Here is a 24,093-nt window from a genome sequence, read left to right as displayed (position 1 = left end):
AATATGACGCTCGTAATAAACTTACATTCATATAGTTACAGTGGTAATTATTTTTATAAAACAACAAAAGACATCGCTAATCCTGAGTGATTAAGATATGATTTCAAGAAAAAAAAGCGATTTCCGCAGCGATTTAGACATGGTTTTCATTTTAATTGATTTTAACTTGAAGACAGATCTCCAACTTTTATCCACTACAGAACTAAACACATTTTTCTAAAAAGAACTAAAAAAATTAATTGTAAATTTCTTAGCAAAAGACTGAAGGAATCTTTTATATTTTGTTAATATTGTTCTATTAAATTATTATAATAAAATATAAAAAATTATGATCCATAGACTAAATAAAAGTATCGCGGTTAAGTTTATTTCATTTTTGGTTTTGATACTATTTGTTAACGCTTGTAGTGCAAAAAAAGCTGTAAGTACAAATGACATAAAACCAATACAGGAAGACAAACCATTGAATATTATACTTATGATTGGTGACGGCATGGGGGTATCGCAAGTTTCAAGTAGTTACTTTTCAAAAGAAACGGAACCCAACTTTAGTCGTTTTAATACTATTGGGTTAATAAAAACATCGTCAGGTAGTCATTTAATTACTGATTCAGCTGCTGGTGCAACTGCTTTTTCTGCAGGCAAAAAAACATATAATGGTGCCATAGGTGTAGACATAGACACCCTGTCTGCTGAAAATATTGTAGATTATCTTTCTAATAAAGAATATGCAACGGGTTTAATTGCTACTTCTTCAATAACTCACGCAACTCCTGCTAGCTTTTTTGCTCATGTTAAATCTAGAGGCATGGCTGAAGAAATAGCTAGTGAATTACCAAGTTCACAAGTAGATTTTTTTGCTGGTGGCGGTAAAAAGTGGTTCTTTCATCGTAAAGATGACTCGTCACTTTATAATGAGTTTGTAACTCATGGGTTTACCATAGACACATTGAGTCTTGAAAATAGTCAAGCTCTATCAAAATCTAAAAAATATGGTTTTTTATTGTCGAAGGATGCGATGCCGAGAATGGATCAAGGAAGAGGAGATTTTTTATTAAACGCAACCGAATTAGCACTTTCTTATCTTAATAAAAATGATGTAAAAGGTAAAAATGGCTTTTTCCTTATGGTTGAAGGTTCACAAATAGATTGGGGTGGACACGCAAATGATTCTGAATATATTAAAAAAGAAGTCTTAGATTTTGACAAAACTATTGGACGTGTTTTAGATTTTGCTGAAGCTGACGGTAATACCCTAGTTATTATAACTGCAGATCATGAAACTGGTGGCTATACCTTGGCATCTGATGATGGAGATTATAACAAAATAAAAGGTTCTTTTTCTACGGGAGGGCATTCTGCTACCTTAATTCCAGTATTTGCATATGGCCCAGGTGAAGCCAATTTTTCTGGAATTTATGAAAATACGGCAATATTTGATAAAATCATCGAAATGGTTAATGAACAAAAATAGTAGCTGGATTAGTTCAAATGACTATTTTCATCTTTTAAAGCTTTTACATCTGTAACTAACTGAGCTAAAGAAGCTCTATTTAGTCCATTGTAAATGCCTCTAATATGTTTGTTTTTATCAATTAAAAGAAAATTTTCTGAATGTAAAAAATCATCTATGTTTTTAGGTACTCCTAAATCATTTTCAACAAAATATTGATTTCTGCCAAGGTTATAAATAGCTGTTTTGTCACCAGTAACTAAATGCCATTTATTATCTATGACACCATGTTTTTCTGCATATTTTTTTAGCTCAGCCACAGAATCAATAGTTGGTGTAACTGAATGCGATAAAAATAATATTTCTTTATCTTGCTTAAACTCTTCTTGCAGTTTGACCATATTACTTGTCATTTTTGGACAAATACCTGGACAACTTGTAAAAAAGAAATCTGCAATGTAAATTTTATTTTCAAAGGTTTTTTGTGTAACGGTATCTCCCAATTGATTGATTAATTCAAAATCGGGTATTTTATGAAATGCTTGCTCTTCATCTGTATTAGGTGTTAACCAGTTCGGTGTAAATGATTCCTCATTATAATAAGGTAAATAGTCCACCCTACTCGTTTCAATTACTTTTATGTTTTCTTTTTTCACCTCGTCTTTACAACCAATCGTGATAACAAGAAAAAAGATCATTAAATATTTCATGTATGCATATATTATATTGAAGAATCTAACCTTGCATTATTCTTTCTTTTTAGCGTCACCAAAAATGGATTCGCTTCTGGCATCTGTTATGACAACCTCATCTTCTAATTGGTAACATAAATTTGCTTTTTTCATTCCAAAAATTCGGCCATTTTTGGCTTCATAATTGACATATATTTTACCGTTTTTAAGCCAAGCTTGTTGCATTCCCTCTTGCTTCCCATTAGTATAGTGCATTTGCTTTGCCAATTGACCAGAATCATACCAACGCTTATCGACACCATGCAATTTTCCATTTTCATAATTTGATTCTGAAGCCAATACCCCATTTTTCCACCAAGCCCTATAACTACCTACCAATTTATTTTTACGGTAATTAGATTCTACCTTTAATTGACCGCTTGGAAACCAAATTTTAGCAACACCTTCTTTTTTCCCATTCAAAAACCCAACCTTTTGTTCTAAATTTCCATTCGAACCATAGCTTACTAAAAAACCATTAAAAAGATTATTATTGTAATACCAGTTACCTTCATTACCATTAAGGACCAGTTTATTTTTAGTCACTTCTATGTCTGAAATCGTTTCAACTTCAACTAGTGCACTGACATTTTCTTCTGAAGTGCTTTTACAACTCAAAATAACTATTGAAAATAGTACTAAAAATAAACTAGTGCTTTTCATATTAATATCCTTGATAAGGTCCTGCAAATAAGATATAAGACTCTGTATTTGAATAGATTTCATTTATGATATGATAGTGATATTCCTCCACGCCTTCTGAATATTGAGTTGTAGTGGTATGACCTCCTGAACTATCTAAATCTGTTGGATAGGTACCCGTAGAATTACATTTTCTTCCATATATAAATACACCATCTAACAAAATACCATTCAGCTTATCATCGTCATTACTAAATGCTATCGGTTCTAAGTGGTAATGATAAACACCTGGTCCAATATGTGCACCCGTCCAATCTAAACTTGCTGCCGCTTGACTTAAGGGTCCATTTCCTTCTGAATCATTAAAAATTGAAGCTCCACTTACCGCAATTCCAACGGTATTTAATTGTGTTGCAACTGTATTTCCAGTTAAATTCGGTGTGGCATCTACCGTTATGGTAGTCGCATTATTATTACTTGACATTATTGACGGTGTAACTTCTACACCTTCCTCTTCCATATAAAGTGAATTACCTTCTCCCCAATAAACAGTTTTATGATTTGGCAATCCCGTTGTTTCAATGGTAATAGTTGTACCTCCGTCAGATAAATATGCACTAACTGCATCAGAATTAAATGCAGCAAATTCAGCTGGTAATTCAGTTAAAGATGTATCTGAAGATTCCCCATTGATATCATCGTCGTTATTACAAGCAATAAAGGTGATAGATACTATTAAAATTATAAATGCTACACTATTTTTTAAAAATTTTCTCATTTGTTATATTTTAGTTTTGTTTTCTTTTTAGATGCGTTCTCTTAAATAAACTTGCGGTTAGGATAAAATTAATTTTGATTAATTAGTCGTTTTCTATTCCCTGGCCTTTGTTTATCATCTTTTTCTGCACTTTCAAGTTCCTCTTTCGATACAAAACCATCTTTATCGGAATCAACCTGATCAAATTGTTCCAACAATGGTCCTTTAACCTCCTCTTTTGAAAGTTTTCCGTCATTGTTTACATCCATTTGTTTAAGTATTTGTGTCGCACTTGGACGCTGTCCTTGCCCACCTAGTTGTTGGCCTCTTGGTGGACCTTGACGTTCTTCTTCCGTAATTTCGCCCATTAAACAACGACTCACATAAGGAAAATCAGTAGTAACCATGTACATATAATTTCCATTTATTGTTATACCATTACATTCATCTAAATCACCAACACCTTCAACATATTCAAAATCGGAAGTATAGGTTCCATCATGCTTATCTGCAACAGAAACATCTATTGAATTCATAGGGTTTGTGTAGGTACAATCTTCACCTTCACGCTCTCCAACTAACAATTTATAACTTGGCTTATAAGCATTTGTTTTAGAAAAGTAAATAGGAAACCCATCTTTTGCAAAACCAACATGTACCAAATCTTCACCAGTATCAAAATCTTCGATAACAGATGTTGGGGCACCATGATAATGGTAGGCTCCAGTAGGTTGCACATGTGCATGGTTAAAGTCAAGACCTAAACTAATTAAATCTTGAAAAGCCTCTACCCGATAGCTTTCTCCTGTATCACAAACTACCACCTCTGCAGTTCCAGGTTCAAATTTTACACCATTTAAGGCTATTCCCGGCTCTCTAACCCATGTAGGTTCACCAATATATTTAGGACTTAAAGGAAAAGTATAGGTTTTGTTTTGTGCTGCAATTGTATTTGGATTCCCTTTATTGGGAAACTGACCTGTTTTATGATTTGGTAAAGAATTGGTTACCATTTTACGCTCATTAGCGGTTAACGTAACTTTAGTTTTTGTACCAAAAATTTCATCTTCTAAATCATATGATCCAAAATAATCATTATGAATATGAGGTACCATTCCAACAGAAACAGTTTCAGTTGCCTCTGAAAATGTGTTTTTCTGCGAACTACAACTTACTATAACACCTGTCAGAATAATAGTAATTACACTATGAATTTTTCCCATTTGTTTAATTATAAATTATTGTTTCTTTCTTTTTTTTGACTTCTTTTTATCTGATTTAGATAAGAAATATTTTAATTCTTCTAAATCAATTTCATTGTCGTCATTCGTATCGATTTCTTCAAAATTATTAGTCAATAAAAGTTTTTCTTTAGCAGCAATTTCAAGTGCATTTAATTTACCATCAGCATTATCATCAACTTCTTTCATTATTCTCTCTGCTGATTCCCCTTTAGGTCCTTTACCATTTAAAGATGCTTTTAACTCTGATAAATCAATATATTTATCATTATTCGTATCTATTAAATCAAAATCTTGAGAAATTCTACCTCTTTGATCCTTTGATGCCTCATCAACATCTATCTTATCATCATTATTTGTATCCAATTTTGATAGAATTTGAGATGCATCAGGTTTTCCTCCATTATTCTGCCCACCTCGTTTACCTCTTTGCCCACCTGGACCTTGTGCGAAAATACTAGCACATAATAGCATCGAAAAAATGGTGATTGTCATTTTTAAATTATAATTTTTCATCGTTTTACATTCGTTAGTTTATTAATCTAGATGTGTTTTATCAAAAATACTTGTGCTAAATTATATTTTTCTTCAAGTGGGGTTATAGCTCTGTTAATTTTCTAACTCCCTATTTAATCTAATAGCTATAGTTTTTGTTTTATCCTTTAAATTTTTAGCAATTGCTAATTGGACTTCAGTTTGTAAAAGCCTATCAATTAAGGTATTCTGAAATTCTCTATTATTTAATAATTTATCATAATCAGATTGCTTTGAAAGGGTCTGAATTTTATTGTGTTTAGAATAACGCCCTGAAAGAATCTCAATTAATGATATATGTGCTTCTATCAGTGGTTGTAAACGATTAATAACAATATGTTGAATTTTTGCTTCCTGATTATCAAAATTATCTAGTTCACTCGGATAGGAGGCAATTAATTCCTTCAACAAACCACTTTCAATAAACTCAAATTTGTTTGTGCTATTCACTGAGTTTATGGAAGCGTTATGCAACTTTGTTATTTTATAATCGACACTAATAATACCTTCTTTTACGTCATCCGTAAGTTCTTGATATTTGAGCCCCATATAACTCATCGTGTTTTTAATTACTTTTACATTTTCAGTATATCTAGTAATTGATGAATCTAATAGTATTAAGTTTGAATTAAGCTCTTCATTTAAGCTTTCATATATTTTTAATTCTACAATCCTATTATTTTTAATTTCATTCAGATTATTTATCTTCCAAGCAATTAATATCCCAATAACAATCAGTAAAATTTCTCCTAAAGCATAAACCAAATAACTTTTAATTTTTCCTGAAATCAATAAATTTTTTCTGATTTTTCTAAATAACCTCATCGCTAAAATTCTTTATATCATTTTAATAATATTGTTTTTATAAAAAAAGCTTCGTGATTGCTCACGAAGCTTTTAGCAAAAACTAACTCAAAATGAAATTTTATATTAATTATCTAAATAACTACTAACCGCTGATGCTCTTTGTGAAACATGTGAATTTAGCTCGTTAACAGCGGTCTGAAATTCAGAACTACTATTAAGGAAGGTATAACCCGATACTTCAGTAGTTGCAAAAGGCTCAATTAAAGCAGAATAGGTTCCATATAAAGATTGAATTGTACTTGTGTTAAATGCACCATCAACAACTTCTTGCACATAAGTGTCATATTTATCTTTATAAACATCATCTGCATATAAATACCCAATTAATGGCCATTCTGAAGCATTTAACCCTGAAAAATCTAAAGGTAATGCACCACCTTGTTTACCGGTTTGCAATGCTTCATTATTATCCCAAGGAATCCATGTTAATTTACTAGTTTCAGGATTGTTATATAAAAAATAATTATGCGTCATCCTTCCATAAGTGTCCCAATTTTGTACCACCGTATTTACGGCTAAATATTTAAGAAACACATCGGTATCTAAAACAGCATCCAAATCTGATCTCCAAGCAACAGCATCAGAAGTTCTTGAACCATCATTCAGAATGTCTAATAAATTTTTTACATCAGAAAAATCAGCTTCGTCTTCATTATTTTTCTTTACATATTCATCTTCGTCATATGAACCTGCCGCAAAACTTGCTGCGTCACCATCTGGTTTATATAAATTACCGTCATCATCTGAAAACTGATCATCTAAAACGGTGTCATCAACTTCTTCAACCATCGTGTAAAGCCCAAAATACTGTGGTCCATCACCATGATCTACATAAACCGTATAAAATGCCGTGTGAGATGCCACTAACCCAGCATTTCTAAATACATCGGTCGCTACCTTTTCACGCAACATTGATTTATCATCGAAATTATTTTTAAGACTTAATTTTTTAAAGCCGTAGAAACGTTGGTTATCGATTTGGGGATAATCATCTTCATATTCGTCAAAATCAAGTTTAAAAGATAGTTTTAAAATACCCGATTGCCAACTCGTTTGCAAACTTGAATTCCCTTTAAAACGCACACCTACTCTATACCATTCTAGTCCATTATAAAACACTTCTGCTGGGACAAAAATTGGATTCTCATCCACATCAGATGAAACCCCTCCTGGTCTATTGCCCCCACCAAAAGTGCCATAAAGACTTGTCATATCATCTAACATACTTTGCCATCGTGTTTCTGAAATTACAATATCAATTCGCTTTACAGCTTCATCTTCAAATACTTCATTAAAGTTTGGGTCTACATCTTTGGTATGTGTCTCTGTTGTCCAATCCGTTGCAATAAAATCGCTATCGTCAACTTCAACTATTTCTTCTTCATCTTCTGCAATGGCATCATCACTACAAGAATTAAAGGATACGATTATAGCACTAAAAATTAATGCCATAAAAAGCATATTGACATTCTGTTTAATTTTCTTCATCTGTCTGATTTGTTAATATTTAAATTCTTTTTATTTCTTCAAATTATTTTCTTTCTCTTCTTTTTGGTTTTGGTGCTTTTTCAAATTCTTTTTCTGAAATAAAACCATCCTCATCAGTATCTATAGTCGAAAATTCATCTTTTAAAGGTCCTTTAACTTCCTCTTTAGAAAGTTTACCGTCTTCGTTGGTATCCATCTGTTTAATCAGTTCACTAAATGTTGGTGGCTTCTTTCTTTCCTGTTTGTTACCTGATTGACCAAACGAACTTGTAGAAATAAATAATGTTAATCCAAAAACTATTACTATTGATTTAATTGTACTACTTTTCATATGTATTATTTTTAAATGTTATATAACTTTAGATGTTTAATTCAAAAATAACTTGTGGGCTCAAATGTTAAAAAAATGCAAAAAAAAAGACCCTCAGTATTTTGAGGGTCCTTGAAATTATTTCGTGAAACAATAACGATGCTATTAATCATTTTTAGCTGGAGGAGGAGGCATTTGATTTGGATTACCACCTCCATGACGTGCATTTTTAATAATATCATTAAATCGTTTTTTTTGCTCGTCATTGCATAATTCATGGATGGCTCTTAAATTATAAAACACCTCAGTTTCTAATTGATACTGTTTCATACCTATAAGCGATGTAACGGAATCAATTTCCTGCTTATTTAATGTCTCTGTTGAAATTTTACTAAATAGAACGTCTTTTTGTTTTTTTATGTCACCAGAAATAGTGTTCATTTTTCTACGATGTGCATCACTTATCGTTTTAAATTGGTCCATTTGAGATTCATCAAATTTTAATTGTTTCACTATAAAGTCATCTGGCCCTTTTGGTCCTTTTGCACCAGGTCTTCCTAAATAATTGAATAAAAAGAATCCATTGACTACGATTAAAAATACGAGTAGAATGTATAATAGTAAATTTTTCTTCATGATTAATTTAATAACGAGGTTGTGGTATTGGTTGATAATCCATAAGTTTCAGCAAACTGACTCACATTTTCATCATATTTTGTTTCTTTCAACTTCGTAAAAGCAACAATATTTAAAACAATTATGCAGACCAAAGTAGCCAATTGTAAGTTAGGTGTAAACCAAGACCAAATTGTTTGCTGTTCTTCCTTCTCGGCGAACAATCGATTCATGGTTTTACCTTTAAAAAAGGGAGACACATTAACTGTTTCAATAGTGTCCATCGCCTCTAGCGTACGCTCTATTTTATGTTGTATGTTCTTATTTGTTTCCATGACTTTTAATTCTACTAATTTAGATGCTATAATTTATAAAAACTTGCGTCATTTATTGTTTTTATAATAAATTTCTAATATTTCTTGTAATTTTTTCTTTACTCGAAAGAGTAAAGACTCTACAGAAGATAAACTTTTTTCTGTAATATCGCTAATTTCTTGATAGCTCAATCCGTCCACTTTACTAAGTGTGAACACCACCTTCTGAGCTTCCGGTAATTGATTTATAGCTTTAAAAAGTGTTTCACTTTTCTCCTTATTTTCCAACAAAATTCCCGGATGGTTCATTTCTGTAAAATATTTGGTACTATCAGCAGGAATATCATTTCCCATAATAGATTGCAAAAACGCAAAACGTTTTTTGGTACTTTTTTTTCTAATAAATTCCAAAGATTTATTGGTTGCTATTCGATATATCCAAGTGGATAATTTAGAATTTCCTTTAAAGCTACTTATAGAATTAAAAACCTCAACAAAAACCTCTTGTGCAATATCTTCAGCATCTTCTTTATTAGGCACAAAGGAGATACAAGTTGAAAACACCTTTTGCTGATAGTCATCAATTAATTGACTAAAAGCATGCTGTTTGCCTTGCCGTAACTCTTCTATAAACTGCTCCTCTTGCAATACGTAAATGTTAAAAAATAAGTCTTAATTAATAAATGAATTTTACTGGTAGTTTACTTCTTTTTATTACGTTTATTATAATTCTTATCACCTCTGGTTTTTGGCTTTTTGTATTTTGCTGCAATCTTATATTGATAAGACCCGCCTTGATTGGTTTTTTTATTTTTCTCTGACTTTTCGTGAAAACCTGACCCTAATGTTTCATCTCTTTTTTTCAGCTGATTTTTAGGCTCGTCCGTTTTTGGTTGTTCTGCAGGTATTAACCTTTTGGAGATCTCTATGCTTTCAGGAAATGGAATTTCTTCAATCTTCATCTGCATTAAATCTTCTATGGCGTTTTTATATTCCCTCTCTCTTTCCGTATAAAATAAAATACTTTCTCCCTTTTTTTCTGCACGTCCAGTTCTACCAATTCGGTGCATATAATTTTCAGGAAAATTAGGTGTATCAAAATTGATTACATGAGAGATTTCATTTAAATCAAGACCACGTGCCATAACATCTGTTGTGACTAATATTCTATTGACACCTTGATCAAACTGTTTCATAGACCGTAATCTATAATTTTGAGTTTTATTAGAATGAATGATACAAAGATCGTTGTTGTACGTTTCGTCCAACTCTTCAAATAATCTATCTGCATTTCTTTTATTAGAAACGAAGACCAGTACTTTTTTAAAAGTTGTAACGTCTTTTAATAAATCCATTAGCAAATTTGCCTTGGTGTAAAAATTAGGAACCAAGTAGCAACTTTGAGTAATATTTTCAAGTGGTGTTCCACTTAACGCCACCGTTATTTTTACTGGGGCAACAAAAAAGTCAGTAATTAGCTGGTCAACATCATCTGTCATTGTTGCAGAAAACATTATGTTTTGGCGATTGACTGGTAATAAATCAAACAAATTAGTCAACTGAAACCGGAACCCCAAATCAAGCATAACATCAACTTCATCTATCACTAATTTTTTTATAGATTTTAACTGTAATGCTCTACTCAACACCAAATCATATAAGCGGCCAGGTGTGGCAACGATTATATCATAGCCTTGATCTAACATCGCTTTTTGCGTATTGATATTAGTTCCTCCATAAAGACCTATAACTCTATTGTTAAGGTATTTTCCAAACTTATTAATCTCCTCAACAACTTGAACAACCAATTCTCGCGTAGGCACTAACACTAATACTCTTGGATGTTTTTCTTCAGAAAATTTAAGTTGTTGCAAAATAGGCAGCATGTAAGCCAACGTCTTACCCGTACCTGTTTGAGCAATTCCTATAACATTTTTACCTGAAGCGATAACAGGAAATGCCTCAGATTGTATAGGAGTTGGCGTTGTAAACCCCAAATCATCAATAGCATATCCTAACTGTTTAGAAATCTTAAAATCATCAAAAGTTTCCATCATTATAAAATTTTATGCAAAAGTAAGGTATTGAGACCATCTTGACTACTTTCTTTTTTTAAGATAAGTTTCTAGATCAAACAATAGTCTACCTAAAGATACGATAACAAAAAATATATTGCCTATATATTTTCACCTTGGTACATTAAAAAAGCCATCCCATTAGTTGGGATGGCTTTTTAAAATTATTAGTTTATTTATCTATTCTATTACTGTTTCTTCTATTTCCGTTTCTTCTATCTCCTCTTTTTCAACAGTAAAGTTAGTACGTCTATTTAATTGATGCTCTGCACTAGAACAGTTAACCCCATCAGCACATTTATTAGTCAACTGAGATTCTCCTAAGCCTTCATAAGTAAGTCTACTTGGATCAATCCCTTTTGCTATCATATACTCTACAGTAGATTTCGCTCTACGTTCAGATAGTTTTTGGTTGTATCCTTTAGGACCTCTAGAATCCGTATGTGAAGCTGAATGAATTCTTAAATCTGGGTATTTATTTAATACCTCAACAACTTTATCTAATTCTTCTGCCGCATCTTTACGAATATTGTGCTTATCAAAGTCGAAATAAATAACGTTAATATTTACTAACACCTCATCACCTACTAATTTAAATTCAGGCTCTAAATCAACATTCTGTACTATTGCTGGAGCATTTAAATCATTAACAGTACTTACTTCTAAGTCTAATTTTAAATAACCATCGTTCACAGTGACTAAAGTATACTCACTATCACAAGGTACATCAAAAGTATACGCCGCGGTATCTTCTGTTGCGGCAGTAATTTGTAATTGATTACCATCACTATCTAAAATAGATACTAAAGCACCCGGCAATAACTCTTGTGTTACTTTATCTCTCACAACACCTTTAACCGTTTGCAAACATTCTATAAAAAGTTTTTCATCAACTTTAAAAGAATAAATATCATCATCACCTTTTCCTTCTTTTCTATTTGATGAAAAATAACCCTGTGTTTCATCTCTTAAGATATAAGCGAAATCATCTTTAGGACTATTTAATGGCTCCCCTAAATTAATTGGTTCAGATATCGTATGGTCATAGATTTTACTAGCAAACAAATCTAAGTTACCGAAACCTGCATGTCCATTTGAAGAGAAGTATAACACATTATCTCCATCTATATGTGGAAACATTTCACGTTCTTCCGTATTGACTTCTGACCCTAAATTTTCAGGTTCGCTATAGGTGCCATCTTCATTAACATCAACTACCCAAATGTCGGTTTTACCTATAGACCCCGGTCTGTCCGAAACAAAATATAATTTTTTCTCATCTACAGTTAAACTTGGCAAACCTGTTTGAAATTCATCAGAATTAAAATCTAATTTTTTAACATCTGTCCAAGCTCCATCTGCACCTACTGATGCCTTGTAGAGTTGAATATTATCAATTCCTTTTGAACTTTTTACAGACTTTCCTTTTGCGTCATAATTATTTGCAGAAAAATAAACTGTTTTTAAATCCTTTGTAAACGTTACAGAAGCTTCATGTTGCTTTCGGTTTACATCTCCACGTAAACTCTTTTTGTTAATAATTTGACCTGTACTGTCAATATCACCAACAAATAAATCTAAATAAGGTTGGTCATTTCCATCCCAATTTCTTCGAATAATTGCTACTTTCTCAGTAGGAGAGGCAAAAACTACACGGTCTTTACCATAAAAATTAAGTCCAAAATCTGAATTTTTTGTATTAACTTTTAATAACTTAATACTGTGTTTTCCAGGCGTTGATTGTGCCATCATTAAGAAGGAGCAAAGCAATAAACTTAAGGTAATTATTTTTTTCATATCTTTTTTTTTCTTGTAAGTATATTTTATAATTCCACAATTATAAGTACTGAATTTTTAGGGGATAAATTCTAAAAAAGAGTCAGATTTCAAAAAACAAATTTAACAAATAAAATTTAACACATATTATATCATGGTTACCTTTTGTTAAATTAGAACTAAAATTGTCGTAAAAGACTTGTAATAAAAGACTTAAAGGATATTATTTTTATTATAATTTTCTATAATTTTTCTTCAATTTTGACTTTTTCTTTAAATTCCAGCCCATTATAATCCAATTTCCAGCCAAAAGTACTTACCATTTGCTCTATAATTTTAACAGTCTCAAGTGCTTTAGAGGTTGCAGATACTAGCAGTTCACTTTCTGGAATTTTATTTTCAATATTGATTTTTACTTTTTTATTAAGGTCACTTAAATCTTTTGCCGCAAACTTATTAAAATAACCATGCTTTACATCGTAGTATTGAATATCAGTTTCAATACTCAAGATTTCTGGTTCGGGAAAATGTTCAAGAATTAATTTTTTCTTTTCAGGCTTTGATTGTAACCGAATTTTTTTCATATCAAACCCAATTAACACCTTAGCATTGGCAAGTACAATGGCCTTCTTTTTACTATTTACCAAGTTCAACAGCACCCCTTTGACATCTTCAAAATGCATAATTTCAGAAAAATCACCTTCTACCGTGATCATTTTAGATACATTTCTTATTTTTTCTAATAGCACAACAGATTGCTCTTCCGATTTATTTTTAAAAAATCGTTTACTAAATAACAACACAACTATTCCCAAAAATAGTATTCCAATAAGTACTCCTAATATAAAATCCATACACTATTTTAATTTTTTGACCGCAGTATTAACTGCATCGAATATTGAAAATCGGCTTATTTTTTGATAGCTCTCAACATTTCTCTTTTACCTGGAGGGCCAGGCAACCTTTCTACCACAAAACCAACTTCTTGCATTGCTCTTCGTACACTTCCTTTAGCAGCATACGTTACCAAAATCCCATTTATCTTTAGAGCATTATACATTTTCTGAAACATTTTTGCCGTCCAATGCTCTGGTTGTACTCTTGCTCCAAAGGCATCGTAATAGACTAAATTAAAACGATTTACATCATCAATAGCGTCAAAAAACTGTTCTCTTTTCGTTAAACTAAATTTAGTTGATAGCTGATGTTCCTTTTCCCAAGCGATTGTATGCATTTCATCAAAAATGGGTCTTTCATTTTCAACTTTTAATTCAGTAACATAATTCAACTTATTAATATCTTCATTTTCAACAGGATAAGCTTCAACTCCAACATAATCTATGTTGCGTATCGATTTTTTCGATTCTAAATAGGTAATAAAAGCGTTTAAGCCGGTTCCAAAACCAATTTCTAAAATGGAAATATTTTCCGTTAAAGCAATTTCATTAAACCCCTTATCAATAAATACGTGATAGGCTTCCTGAATAGCCCCGTGTTTTGAATGGTATTGCTCATTCCAATCTGGCAAATGGATTGTTGTAGACCCATCTGAGGTAATCATAATTTCTCTCTTCAAACTAATTGATTATAAGTTTCTTTATCTTAGGAATGGGACCTGTACATCGTGTTTGATGACAGGCAATACAACTATTTACCGATTGATTAAAGTAATAAGCCGTAGAATCAGATTTTGTTGAATATGTTGCTTTTTGAAATTTCACAAATTGAACTGCCAAACTATCAAATTCAGAATCGCGTTCATCTGGATCTGTCATTATAGCGTTATGAATGTTCACAAACTCTTCTGGAAACGCTGACAACTTCTTACTATTTATAATTTGAGCCTTTGTCAACTTATTAAACTCATACATTTGTCGCATTAACAACGCCATTTCAGATGGTTGATACATTTTCATTTCAGGTTCTACTTTTTCCATTTTTACTGGTTTACTGCATGCCGCAAACAAAAAAACGGTAAACAAAAAACAGAACGATTTATGCATTATTAATTTGAACATTAAAATAAGAATAAGTAGTTAAACCTATAAACTTAATTAGGGTTTTAACAAAACACCATCAGCTTCGAAAGCATAAGTGAATTTTGGCTCCGTAATTTTTGCAATTTCTTCTTCTGTTTTACCAGCATCTTTCGCAAAATGTTGTAATTCTTCTACTGAGGTCTCTGTAACATAAGCCCTACCATTTACAATAACATCTTTTTTATCAGCATCTAAAGGCACAAAAAAGCCATAGTCTTTAAAACGAACCATAGATTCTTTAGCATCACCTAAATCCAATTTCATCCAACACCCTTTTGCTTTACAAACTTCATTAATATTTGATGCAAATTTTACAGCAACGGTATCTCCCGCTTTAAGGTTTTCAAACTTTGCTGCCATTTCTTCTTTTGAAATAACATTTTCGTCTGTAATTTTTTCTCCAAAAGAAGCGTATTCAATCTTTGCTTGCTCTTTATCATCACCTTCTTTTTTCTCCTCTTTACAGGCTACCATAGCCAAAAAACATGTCAACAATACTAATTTTCGCATAATGTGTATAATTTTTATACAAAAATATAGTTTTAAACTTAATTTTAGGCAAGAATCGCTACTTTTGTTACCTAAATAGAGCGTTATGAGTACAGCAACTACTTTAAATATGAACATAGAAAAAACTAAAAAATCTAAACTTCCACAAGTTGATTTTAACAATTTACCATTTGGTCAAACTTTTTCTGATCATATGTTCGTTTGCGATTATAAAGACGGAAAATGGCAAACACCTCAAATTATACCTTATCAGAATATTAGCTTAGACCCTGCAGCAAAAATTTTCCATTATGGGCAATCAGTGTTTGAAGGTATGAAAGCCTATAAGGATGAGAAAGATCAGATCTGGTTATTTAGACCTTTAGAAAATCAAAAACGAATAAACATATCTTCTGAGCGATTGGCAATGCCTGCATTTCCTGAAAATTATTTTATGGAAGGGCTAGAGACCTTATTAAAAATTGAAAAAGACTGGATTCCTCAAACACCAGGAAGCTCATTATATATTAGACCATTTATTTTTGCTACTGGTGCCGGATTGCATGCTTCACCATCAACTGAATACAAGTTTATGATAGCTTGTGCACCTTCTGGAGCTTATTTTGCAGGAAATGTAAAAGTATTAATTGAAGAAAAATATTCTCGTTCTGCAAATGGCGGTGTTGGTTTTGCAAAAGCTGGAGGAAATTATGCGGGTCAGTTTTACCCTACACAATTAGCCGTTGAAAAAGGTTACCATCAGGTAATTTGGACCGATGACAATACGCATGAGTTTATTGAAGAAGCTGGTGCCATGAACATTTTTGTTAGAATTGGAGATACTTTAATTACGAGCCCAACTAGCGACAGAATCTTAGATGGTATTACTAGAAAAAGCATCTTAAAAATAGCAGAAGACGAAGGCATACCTGTTGAAGTACGAAAATTTACCGTTTCTGAATTAACTGAAGCTTCTAAAAACGGAACGTTAAAAGAAATGTTTGGAGCGGGAACAGCTGCTGTTATTTCGCCAATTTCATTGTTTGGTCATAGAGGAAAAGACTATGAATTACCAGAAATTGAAAACAGCTATGCGGCACGGTTTAAAAAACGCATTACGGACATTCAGTATAATAGATCTGAAGACAAATTTGGCTGGAGGTATCTTGTCAAATAGAGATTAGAACAAAATATAAAAAGGGTAAAATTTCTATGGAACAGAAATTTTACCCTTTTTTATTTACATATTAGATTTAAAATCGGTTTTACTTTTTATCTAAAATTTCTGCGATATTCGGTTTAAAATAATTTGGACCTTTTAAAACCTTACCATCTTCACGATAAATAGGCTTTCCATCTTCGCCCAATTTACTCATATTACTGCGTTGTATTTCATTAAATACTTCTTCAATTTTATGTTGCATACCGTGTTCTATAATGGTTCCACATAATATGTACAACATATCGCCCAAGGCATCTGCCACCTCCACTAAATCGTTACTTTCAGCAGCTTCTAAATATTCATTATTCTCTTCGTCCATTAAGTTAAAACGCAGTTTTATTTTATCTGGCGATAAGTTGGCTATTGGTTTATGTTCAACCCCTAAACCAAAGGCTTCGTGAAATTCTTTGACAGCTTTTATTTTATCTTGCATTATTGTTCTATTTTTGTAGGGATAAATATAAGAGAAAAATGTTTAGTAAAGGACAAGCTGTTTTTGGGATATTATTTGCAATAGCTTTTATCATTTTTATAGCATGGAGCTATAGAAAAGACTTAAAACTTCATAAACTCTATTATAAAAATGTTTGGGTTGTGGGGTTTGCAATAATTGCTGTAATTGCTATTTTTGGTGTATTAACTTTTATGTTACACGGTAATTAGATTATATCTCCTTTACCGAAATAATCTTAACCGGACAGGCTTCTTTTGCCTTTATATTACGTTCAAAAATAGAATGGTCTGGCGACTTTAACGTAAAAAAGCCTTTTTTCTCTACACCCTGAAGCAATACTGATTTTCCGTCTTTTTTTGACATCTGAAACTGACTAGGAGCCAGCTCCACACAATAATTACATCCTATACATTTAGCTCTTTGAAGCGTTACAATTACCATAACCTATTAAGCTTGAGCAAATTCAGTTGCTACAATTTTATATAATTTATCTGAAGGTCTAATTCTAAACGCTAAAGGCATGGTAACAGAATCTCCTTTAGTAGCCGTAGTTCCATTTTGATCATTGATAAACATTTCATCAATTTTCATTTCTTGAGCTCCCGTTGTTGGGCCGGTAATTAAAATTGTATCTCCAACAGAAATGTCATAGGCCTCCACCTTAAACTCTCCAATGTTAGCTTTTGGAAAATAGTGCATCCCTTTACCTACATATACTTTTTTCTGTGTGGCATGTGACCCAGAACCTGTACTCCATTCCCCCAGTTTTTGCCCCAAATAATAACCATTCCAAAACCCACGGTTATACACTTTTTCCAATTCCTGCATCCAACCTATTACTTTTTCTTTGTCATAGGTGTCATTAGCAAGACTATCAATAGCATCTCTATAACATTTTATTACGTTGGCTACATATTCAGGTGCTCTACCTCTACCTTCAATCTTTAGCACTTTAATACCTGCATCTGCTACTTGATCTAAAAAATCGATGGTACATAAATCTTTAGGAGACATAATGTATTCGTTATCCAACTCCATTTCAAAGCCTGTTTCTTGATCAATAACAGTATACTTTTTTCTGCAATTTTGTTTGCAGGCTCCTCTATTAGCACTTGAATTATGCGAATGCAAACTCATATAGCATTTACCTGAAACTGCCATACACAAAGCTCCATGTCCGAAAATTTCTATTTCAACCAACCTCCCTGAAGGACCTTTTATTTGCTCTTTTTCAATATGTTCTGTAATCTTTTTTACTTGACGTAAACTCAATTCTCTACTCAATACAATCGTATCAGCGAATAAGGCATAAAACTTAACCGTTTCTATATTGGTTACATTTATTTGCGTAGAAATGTGCACTTCCATACCGATAGTTCTCGCTACCGAAATTACGGCCTGATCCATCGCTATTACCGCTGTAATATCTGCTTCCTTAGCTTTGGTTAGTAAGGTTTTTACAATCGATAAATCATGATCATAAATAATCGTATTTAAGGTCAAATAGGTACGAATTCCTTTTTTGCTACATCGGCTAGAAATTTCTTCTAAATCATCCAATGTAAAATTAATAGTAGCTCTGGCTCTCATGTTCAATTGCTCTACTCCAAAATAAACGGAATCAGCACCATTATCAATAGCAGCTTGTAACGATTCAAAGTTTCCGGCAGGAGCCATTAATTCAATTTTCTGCATGGCTTTATTTTTTAAACTTTAACACTTCAGACCTTCCTTTTTTGAAGATTTTATTGCTATTATGAGTTCCTTTTCTCAATTCCTTTTGCTCTTCAAAAGGTAAATTATGCACTTCTTGGCATTGTTCTGAACAGCAACCTTGCATTTTTTCTTTACAAGCATCACATTGTATAAACAATAAGTGACATGCTTCATTTTCGCAATTCACATGGGTGTCGCATGGAGTACCACATTGATGGCAATTGGCAATTACATCTTCAGAAATTTTTTCTGCCCTACGGTGGTCAAACACAAAATTTTTACCTACAAACTTATTTTCTAACTTCTCTTCATTTACCTGTCGCACGTACTCAATGATTCCACCTTCCAATTGAAACACATTTTTAAACCCTTTGTGTTTATAATAGGCACTGGCTTTTTCGCAACGGATTCCTCCGGTACAGTACATTAACAAATTTTTATCTTCTTTATGTTCTTTTAAATCTTCTTCAATGATATCTAAAGAATCTCTAAACGTATCTACATCAGGGGTAACGGCTCCATCAAAATGACCAATTTCACTTTCGTAATGGTTTCGCATATCTACACAAACCGTATTTGGATCTGCCAACAACTCATTAAACTCCTTGGCTTTTAAATGCACACCAATATTGGTAACATCAAACGTATCGTCGTTTAATCCATCAGCTACAATTTTATCTCGTACTTTTACTTTTAGCTTTAAAAAAGATTTGTTGTCTTGCTCTACGGCAATATTTAAACGGACATTTTCTAAAAACGGAATGGCGTCTAACTTTGTTTTAAATTCATTAAAATTATCGGCGGGTACCGAAAGTTGAGCATTTATACCTTCATGTGCTACATAAATACGACCAAGAACATCTTGTTCGTTCCATAACACAAATAAATGGTTTCTAAATAAAGTGGGATTACCAATTTTGGAATATGCGTAGAAAGACAAGGTTAATCGCTGCTTACCTGCTTGCTCAATTAACGTTGCTCTTTCTTTAGCACTTAATGTATTGTACAGTTGCATGCTATACTAATTTTTTAACTGTTAAAGAAAATTCAATATTAATACCATTTTTGTATTGAAATGGTATATGCTACAAAAGTAAAGGTTTTAGCTCTTTTCTTGAGTAAAATTCAACATTTTAATCTAATTTGATAAAAATTGAACTTTTTCAACATTAATTTTTAATAGTGATAAACTTTTTATGACCTTTGCACTTCAATATTAAAATTATAGAATATGAGAATTGCAGTTGTAGGTGCTACCGGAATGGTAGGTAATGTAATGCTAAAGTCATTAGAAGAACGGAACTTTCCGTTAACTGAGTTGATTCCTGTTGCTTCTGAAAGATCAGTGGGTAAAAAGGTAACCTTTAAAGATAAGGAATACACCATTGTAAGTTTACAAGATGCCGTTGACATGCAACCTGACATCGCCTTATTTTCTGCTGGTGGAGATACTTCATTAGAATGGGCTCCAAAATTTGCTGCTGTAGGTACAACTGTAGTTGACAATTCTTCAGCTTGGCGGATGGATGCTACTAAAAAACTGATTGTACCAGAAATTAATGCTGATACCTTAACTGAAGACGATAAAATTATTGCAAATCCCAATTGTTCTACCATACAAATGGTAGTAGCCTTGGCTCCGTTGCATAAAAAATATGGAATTAAACGTTTGGTAATTTCTACCTACCAATCAATTACAGGTACAGGTGTAAAAGCGGTACAACAATTGGAAAATGAATATAAGGGTGAAAAAGGCGACATGGCGTACCACTACCCTATTCATAGAAATGCAATACCCCATTGTGATGTTTTTGAAGACAATGGATATACCAAAGAAGAAATGAAGTTGGTACGCGAAACTCAAAAAATATTAAATGACAATACCATAGCCGTTACTGCAACTGCCGTTCGAATACCTGTCGTTGGAGGACATAGTGAAGCTGTAAATATTGAATTTGAAAATGAATTTGATGTTTCTGAATTACGTAAATTATTAAGCCAATCGCCAGGAGTTACTGTGCAAGATAATTTAGATACCAATACCTACCCAATGCCAATTTACGCACATGGTAAAGATGATGTTTTTGTGGGTAGAATTAGAAGAGATTTATCGCAACCTAAGACTTTAAATATGTGGATAGTTTCTGACAATTTGCGTAAAGGAGCAGCCACAAATACCATACAGATTGCTGAGTATTTAATGGAACATAATTTAGTAAATACTAAAGTAGTGTCTTAACTATCTTTTTACTCAAATTACACTAAAAAAACCGTCTAAAATTAATTTTAGACGGTTTTTTATTTTACAGCGGCTTAGTCGTTTTTAACGATTAACAAATGGTAACGGAATAGTGAAAGAGATACTTTAGCCCTTACATTTCAAGATTTCATTGAAATTTACTAACTTGCTGATATAATAGTTATATGTCTCATATGACATATATCCACTTGTTAGCAGCAATTTTAAAAAATGAATCCGAATACTTTGTATGACATAAAATATAGAACTACCTTGATTTTCTTCACTGTTCTAATATTTCAAATTATTGGATGTAAACAGCTACCTGAAAAATCCGAAGATACTGAGAAATTAAGTAAAGTCAATTTCCATCATGTCCATCTAAATGTTACAGACAGAGATTCAACTATTGCATATTATCAAAAATACTTTGGTGCAACTCAAGTAAAATACCGAGATCGAGTGGATGCTCTTTTTACGGAAAAATCGTTTTTACTAATGAATCTTGTCGATACTGAACCATCAACACATGTAGGTTCTAGTTTATGGCATATTGGTTGGTCAGGTGTAGATGGTCAATCTGAATTTGACTGGAGAGTCAAAGAAGGAATAGCGGTACATACGCCCATTACACCCCTTGGCGATAATTTTTGGATGTACTTTCTTGGCCCTGAGAATGAAGTTGTAGAGGTCTATACAGGAAATAAAAACCATAGATTTGAACACATACATTTACTATCTACGGATGTTAACAAAACTATGAACTGGTTTGAATCCCATCTTGGCTTTATTTCAGTATACGAAGAAGCGAAGCAATGGCAGAATAACGAGCTACGATGGAAATGGAATTTATTAACCGTCAATAATATTAATATCATTGTTTTTGGCAAACCAGTCGAGGAAGAATCATGGTGGTCTAACGAAGAAATTAAACCAACTGATGGTAGTGCCATCGATCATATTGGTTTTTCAACTGAAAATATTGAGTTTCTAATGAATAAAATGAGATCTGATGGGCTAGATATTGTTCATGATATAAAAATTGATCCTATTCATGGTATGAAAAGTTTTTTTGTTAGAGGTCCTGACAGTCTACTAGTAGAAATAGTAGAGGAAAAGCTAATTCCTGAAGGTATTTGGCACTGATAATCCGAATAGACTAAACATTTAAATAAATGAATAAATAACAGGTGCTAAAACCGTGTATAATTCATTGCTAGTACTCGCTCGCCTACTTACGAATCCCGAAGCATCGGGACTTGCGTTCTGAGACCTAGAAATCCTATTCAGTTATTATTTGTTAAATTAGTTGCATAGAACACGCAACAAACATATACAAGACATTAGGTAACATTTTGACAAAACCGCTAATAAATGATAAAATTTTTCAGACGCATTAGACAAAATTTACTTTCCGAAGGAAAAACTGGAAAGTATTTAAAATATGCCATTGGAGAAATTGTGCTTGTAGTTATCGGAATTTTAATTGCATTACAGATTAATAATTGGAATGAACAACGAAAAATTGAAAATTCTGAAATAGAGATTCTTAAAAATTTAGAAACTGAATTAAAACACAACCTTGTGGAACTCAAAGAGATTAATAATCGTCATAAGAAAGGATTCGATGATGGTATTTATCTTTTAAATCTCTTTGGAACTAATATTTCTAATATTTCAGAATTTAAATTGGATTCTCTGGTGTCAAATGTCTTGAGCGGATATTCATTCGAAGCTAAAGATGGATACGTCAAATCATTGATTTCATCAAACAAAATAGACTACATACAAAATTCTGAATTGAAATCGTACATCTCATCTTTTGAATCCATGATTATAGATGCGAATCAAGAAGATGGATTTATAAGAAGACTATTAAACGAGCGTTTTTGGCCAGCGACAGATGGTAAAATAAACTGTCTAAATGGTTTAGCCACTACTGGCACATATGAAGAATTCCCAAAAGGTACCTACTCATCAGATTATGAATGGTTCTTCAGTAATCGTGAAATGGAGGATTTGTTTGCAAATATACTCGCTTGGAGAAAAGAGAATGTAGTAGATGAACAGCTTTTTATTGATAAAATGGAAAGAATGATTCAAATTATAAATAACAAATTAAAAGAAAAATAACGAAAGTAAACATAAGCCGAGTAAAAATAATTGCTTGGTTTTAAACATTTCACAAAAGGCCTCCCATGGCCAAAAGCGTGGCAGGTCGGATTTTCTCACGAAGCGTCGGGACGGTTTTTATTTACTAAATTAGAAGTTTCTTATTCGCCACAAACCATATACCAAATGATAGCAACAATTAAAACACAAATATGAAAAGAATATTTTTTATACTTATGATTATCATTTTCTCTTCATCAATTTATGGTCAACTAGAGCAACCAAATGAAAAGAAATTGGATTCTTTGAAAACTAAACTCGAAACCCTTTTTATGGAAGACCAACTTTTCAGAAGATTGTATCAAGATGCTGAAAAGAAATTTGGAAAAGATTCGGAAGAAATGGAATACTTCTGGAAAGTTGTTGAAGAACAGGATAAAAGAATTGAAATAGAGTTTATTAAAATACTTGAAAAATACGGATGGCTTGGAAGTAATCAAGTTGGTAGATTAGCAAATGGTGCTCTATTTAGTATAATCCAACATAGTTCGATAGAGACCAAAGAAAAGTATGCACCATTAATGAAAGAATCTGTTTTAAGAAAAGAATCACAACCAATGCACTATGCAAGATTGATTGACAGAATGCTTGTCAACAACAATAAACCTCAAATCTATGGTTCACAGACTACGAATGATAAAAATGGAAATGCAATTTTTTTCGAAATAGAAAAACCTGAATATGTGAACAAGAGAAGAAAGGAAATTAACCTGGATGGAATTGAAAGTTTTGCAAAAGAAAGAAGTATCGTATGGAATATTACTCAAAAGGAAAAATAACTACTACCGACAAGGACGGAGGTGCAACGCAAGTAAAATTATTTACATACATTACTAACACCAGTTCGCTAAGCTGATGTATTAACCAATTCCCCTTTAATCCATTTTTGCTAAGTTAGGTACCTAGAACACGCAACAAACCTTATACATGACCGTTATACTTTTCTATGACCCGTCCTA

At 32.4% G+C, this 24,093-nt stretch carries 28 protein-coding genes; 7 read left to right on the top strand and 21 right to left on the bottom strand.

Annotated elements, in window-relative coordinates:
• The first annotated feature begins 328 nt into the window (after positions 1–328).
• Complete coding sequence (locus FF125_RS04895; RefSeq protein ID WP_138948728.1) at positions 329–1,474, top strand: alkaline phosphatase; 1,146 nt, start codon at positions 329–331, stop codon at positions 1,472–1,474.
• Between the two features lie 8 nt (positions 1,475–1,482).
• Here FF125_RS04895 and FF125_RS04890 read toward each other — a convergent pair whose 3' ends face one another.
• The 17 genes from FF125_RS04890 to FF125_RS04810 form a co-directional block, all read right to left on the bottom strand.
• Positions 1,483–2,163 (bottom strand): SCO family protein, encoded by a 681-nt coding sequence (locus FF125_RS04890; RefSeq protein ID WP_138948727.1) that lies wholly within the window; start codon positions 2,161–2,163, stop codon positions 1,483–1,485.
• Positions 2,164–2,199: 36 nt separating this feature from the next.
• Complete coding sequence (locus tag FF125_RS04885) at positions 2,200–2,847, bottom strand: toxin-antitoxin system YwqK family antitoxin (protein WP_138948726.1); 648 nt, start codon at positions 2,845–2,847, stop codon at positions 2,200–2,202.
• A gap of 1 nt (position 2,848) precedes the next feature.
• Positions 2,849–3,604 (bottom strand): YHYH protein, encoded by a 756-nt coding sequence (locus FF125_RS04880; RefSeq protein ID WP_138948725.1) that lies wholly within the window; start codon positions 3,602–3,604, stop codon positions 2,849–2,851.
• Between the two features lie 68 nt (positions 3,605–3,672).
• Entirely contained in the window at positions 3,673–4,806 is a 1,134-nt protein-coding gene (locus FF125_RS04875) for a YHYH protein (RefSeq protein ID WP_138948724.1), read from the bottom strand.
• A 15-nt stretch (positions 4,807–4,821) separates the two neighbouring features.
• Positions 4,822–5,319 (bottom strand): EF-hand domain-containing protein, encoded by a 498-nt coding sequence (locus FF125_RS04870; RefSeq protein ID WP_175418869.1) that lies wholly within the window; start codon positions 5,317–5,319, stop codon positions 4,822–4,824.
• Positions 5,320–5,433: 114 nt separating this feature from the next.
• Entirely contained in the window at positions 5,434–6,183 is a 750-nt protein-coding gene (locus tag FF125_RS04865) for a hypothetical protein (RefSeq protein WP_138948722.1), read from the bottom strand.
• Between the two features lie 105 nt (positions 6,184–6,288).
• Positions 6,289–7,713 (bottom strand): CotH kinase family protein, encoded by a 1,425-nt coding sequence (locus FF125_RS04860; protein WP_138948721.1) that lies wholly within the window; start codon positions 7,711–7,713, stop codon positions 6,289–6,291.
• 43 nt (positions 7,714–7,756) lie between these two features.
• Positions 7,757–8,044, bottom strand: a complete 288-nt coding sequence (locus FF125_RS04855; RefSeq protein WP_138948720.1) for an EF-hand domain-containing protein — start codon at positions 8,042–8,044, stop codon at positions 7,757–7,759.
• Positions 8,045–8,188: 144 nt separating this feature from the next.
• Positions 8,189–8,659, bottom strand: coding sequence for a Spy/CpxP family protein refolding chaperone (locus FF125_RS04850; protein ID WP_138948719.1), 471 nt, complete (start codon positions 8,657–8,659; stop codon positions 8,189–8,191).
• Between the two features lie 2 nt (positions 8,660–8,661).
• Positions 8,662–8,973, bottom strand: a complete 312-nt coding sequence (locus FF125_RS04845; RefSeq protein ID WP_138948718.1) for a hypothetical protein — start codon at positions 8,971–8,973, stop codon at positions 8,662–8,664.
• Between the two features lie 48 nt (positions 8,974–9,021).
• Entirely contained in the window at positions 9,022–9,600 is a 579-nt protein-coding gene (locus FF125_RS04840; protein ID WP_138948717.1) for an RNA polymerase sigma factor, read from the bottom strand.
• 53 nt (positions 9,601–9,653) lie between these two features.
• On the bottom strand, positions 9,654–11,006 hold the full coding sequence (locus FF125_RS04835) for a DEAD/DEAH box helicase (protein ID WP_138952411.1): 1,353 nt from the start codon (positions 11,004–11,006) through the stop codon (positions 9,654–9,656).
• Positions 11,007–11,207: 201 nt separating this feature from the next.
• On the bottom strand, positions 11,208–12,824 hold the full coding sequence (locus FF125_RS04830) for an OmpA family protein (protein WP_138948716.1): 1,617 nt from the start codon (positions 12,822–12,824) through the stop codon (positions 11,208–11,210).
• A gap of 221 nt (positions 12,825–13,045) precedes the next feature.
• Positions 13,046–13,657: a DUF4230 domain-containing protein gene (locus FF125_RS04825; RefSeq protein ID WP_138948715.1), complete on the bottom strand. Its 612-nt coding sequence runs from the start codon at positions 13,655–13,657 to the stop codon at positions 13,046–13,048.
• A 56-nt stretch (positions 13,658–13,713) separates the two neighbouring features.
• Complete coding sequence (gene mnmD, locus FF125_RS04820; protein ID WP_138948714.1) at positions 13,714–14,379, bottom strand: tRNA (5-methylaminomethyl-2-thiouridine)(34)-methyltransferase MnmD; 666 nt, start codon at positions 14,377–14,379, stop codon at positions 13,714–13,716.
• A gap of 1 nt (position 14,380) precedes the next feature.
• Positions 14,381–14,740, bottom strand: coding sequence for a hypothetical protein (locus tag FF125_RS04815; protein WP_138948713.1), 360 nt, complete (start codon positions 14,738–14,740; stop codon positions 14,381–14,383).
• 117 nt (positions 14,741–14,857) lie between these two features.
• Entirely contained in the window at positions 14,858–15,352 is a 495-nt protein-coding gene (locus tag FF125_RS04810; protein WP_138948712.1) for a DUF4920 domain-containing protein, read from the bottom strand.
• An 85-nt stretch (positions 15,353–15,437) separates the two neighbouring features.
• On the opposite strand from FF125_RS04810, the gene FF125_RS04805 reads away from it, so the two are divergent.
• Positions 15,438–16,508 carry a branched-chain amino acid aminotransferase gene (locus tag FF125_RS04805; RefSeq protein WP_138948711.1) on the top strand — a complete coding sequence of 357 codons (1,071 nt, stop codon included), beginning with the start codon at positions 15,438–15,440 and terminating at the stop codon, positions 16,506–16,508.
• Positions 16,509–16,596: 88 nt separating this feature from the next.
• Here the strand turns inward: FF125_RS04805 and FF125_RS04800 are convergent, their stop codons facing one another.
• Positions 16,597–16,986, bottom strand: coding sequence for a pyrophosphohydrolase domain-containing protein (locus FF125_RS04800; RefSeq protein ID WP_117881338.1), 390 nt, complete (start codon positions 16,984–16,986; stop codon positions 16,597–16,599).
• A gap of 38 nt (positions 16,987–17,024) precedes the next feature.
• On the opposite strand from FF125_RS04800, the gene FF125_RS04795 reads away from it, so the two are divergent.
• Positions 17,025–17,216, top strand: coding sequence for a hypothetical protein (locus FF125_RS04795; protein WP_117881340.1), 192 nt, complete (start codon positions 17,025–17,027; stop codon positions 17,214–17,216).
• A gap of 1 nt (position 17,217) precedes the next feature.
• Here FF125_RS04795 and FF125_RS04790 read toward each other — a convergent pair whose 3' ends face one another.
• The 3 genes from FF125_RS04790 to trhO are packed head-to-tail and all read right to left on the bottom strand — an operon-like array spanning position 17,218 to position 19,738.
• A complete protein-coding gene (locus FF125_RS04790; RefSeq protein WP_138948710.1) occupies positions 17,218–17,448 on the bottom strand; it encodes a ferredoxin in 231 nt (76 codons plus the stop codon).
• A 6-nt stretch (positions 17,449–17,454) separates the two neighbouring features.
• Complete coding sequence (locus FF125_RS04785; protein WP_138948709.1) at positions 17,455–18,702, bottom strand: peptidase U32 family protein; 1,248 nt, start codon at positions 18,700–18,702, stop codon at positions 17,455–17,457.
• Positions 18,703–18,706: 4 nt separating this feature from the next.
• Positions 18,707–19,738, bottom strand: coding sequence for an oxygen-dependent tRNA uridine(34) hydroxylase TrhO (gene trhO, locus FF125_RS04780; RefSeq protein WP_138948708.1), 1,032 nt, complete (start codon positions 19,736–19,738; stop codon positions 18,707–18,709).
• Positions 19,739–19,954: 216 nt separating this feature from the next.
• On the opposite strand from trhO, the gene FF125_RS04775 reads away from it, so the two are divergent.
• From FF125_RS04775 to FF125_RS04760, 4 genes are all read left to right on the top strand, one after another.
• Positions 19,955–20,962, top strand: coding sequence for an aspartate-semialdehyde dehydrogenase (locus FF125_RS04775; protein ID WP_138948707.1), 1,008 nt, complete (start codon positions 19,955–19,957; stop codon positions 20,960–20,962).
• A 231-nt stretch (positions 20,963–21,193) separates the two neighbouring features.
• A complete protein-coding gene (locus tag FF125_RS04770; RefSeq protein WP_138948706.1) occupies positions 21,194–22,108 on the top strand; it encodes a VOC family protein in 915 nt (304 codons plus the stop codon).
• Positions 22,109–22,336: 228 nt separating this feature from the next.
• Positions 22,337–23,095: a DUF6090 family protein gene (locus FF125_RS04765; RefSeq protein WP_138948705.1), complete on the top strand. Its 759-nt coding sequence runs from the start codon at positions 22,337–22,339 to the stop codon at positions 23,093–23,095.
• A 215-nt stretch (positions 23,096–23,310) separates the two neighbouring features.
• Positions 23,311–23,913: a DUF6624 domain-containing protein gene (locus tag FF125_RS04760; RefSeq protein ID WP_138948704.1), complete on the top strand. Its 603-nt coding sequence runs from the start codon at positions 23,311–23,313 to the stop codon at positions 23,911–23,913.
• The last annotated feature ends 180 nt before the right edge of the window (positions 23,914–24,093 follow it).

Source organism: Aureibaculum algae (genome assembly GCF_006065315.1).
Classification (GTDB): Bacteria; Bacteroidota; Bacteroidia; order Flavobacteriales; family Flavobacteriaceae; genus Aureibaculum; species Aureibaculum algae.
Note: the sequence above shows the minus strand (reverse complement) of the source record. Positions and strands in the feature narration are given on the sequence as shown.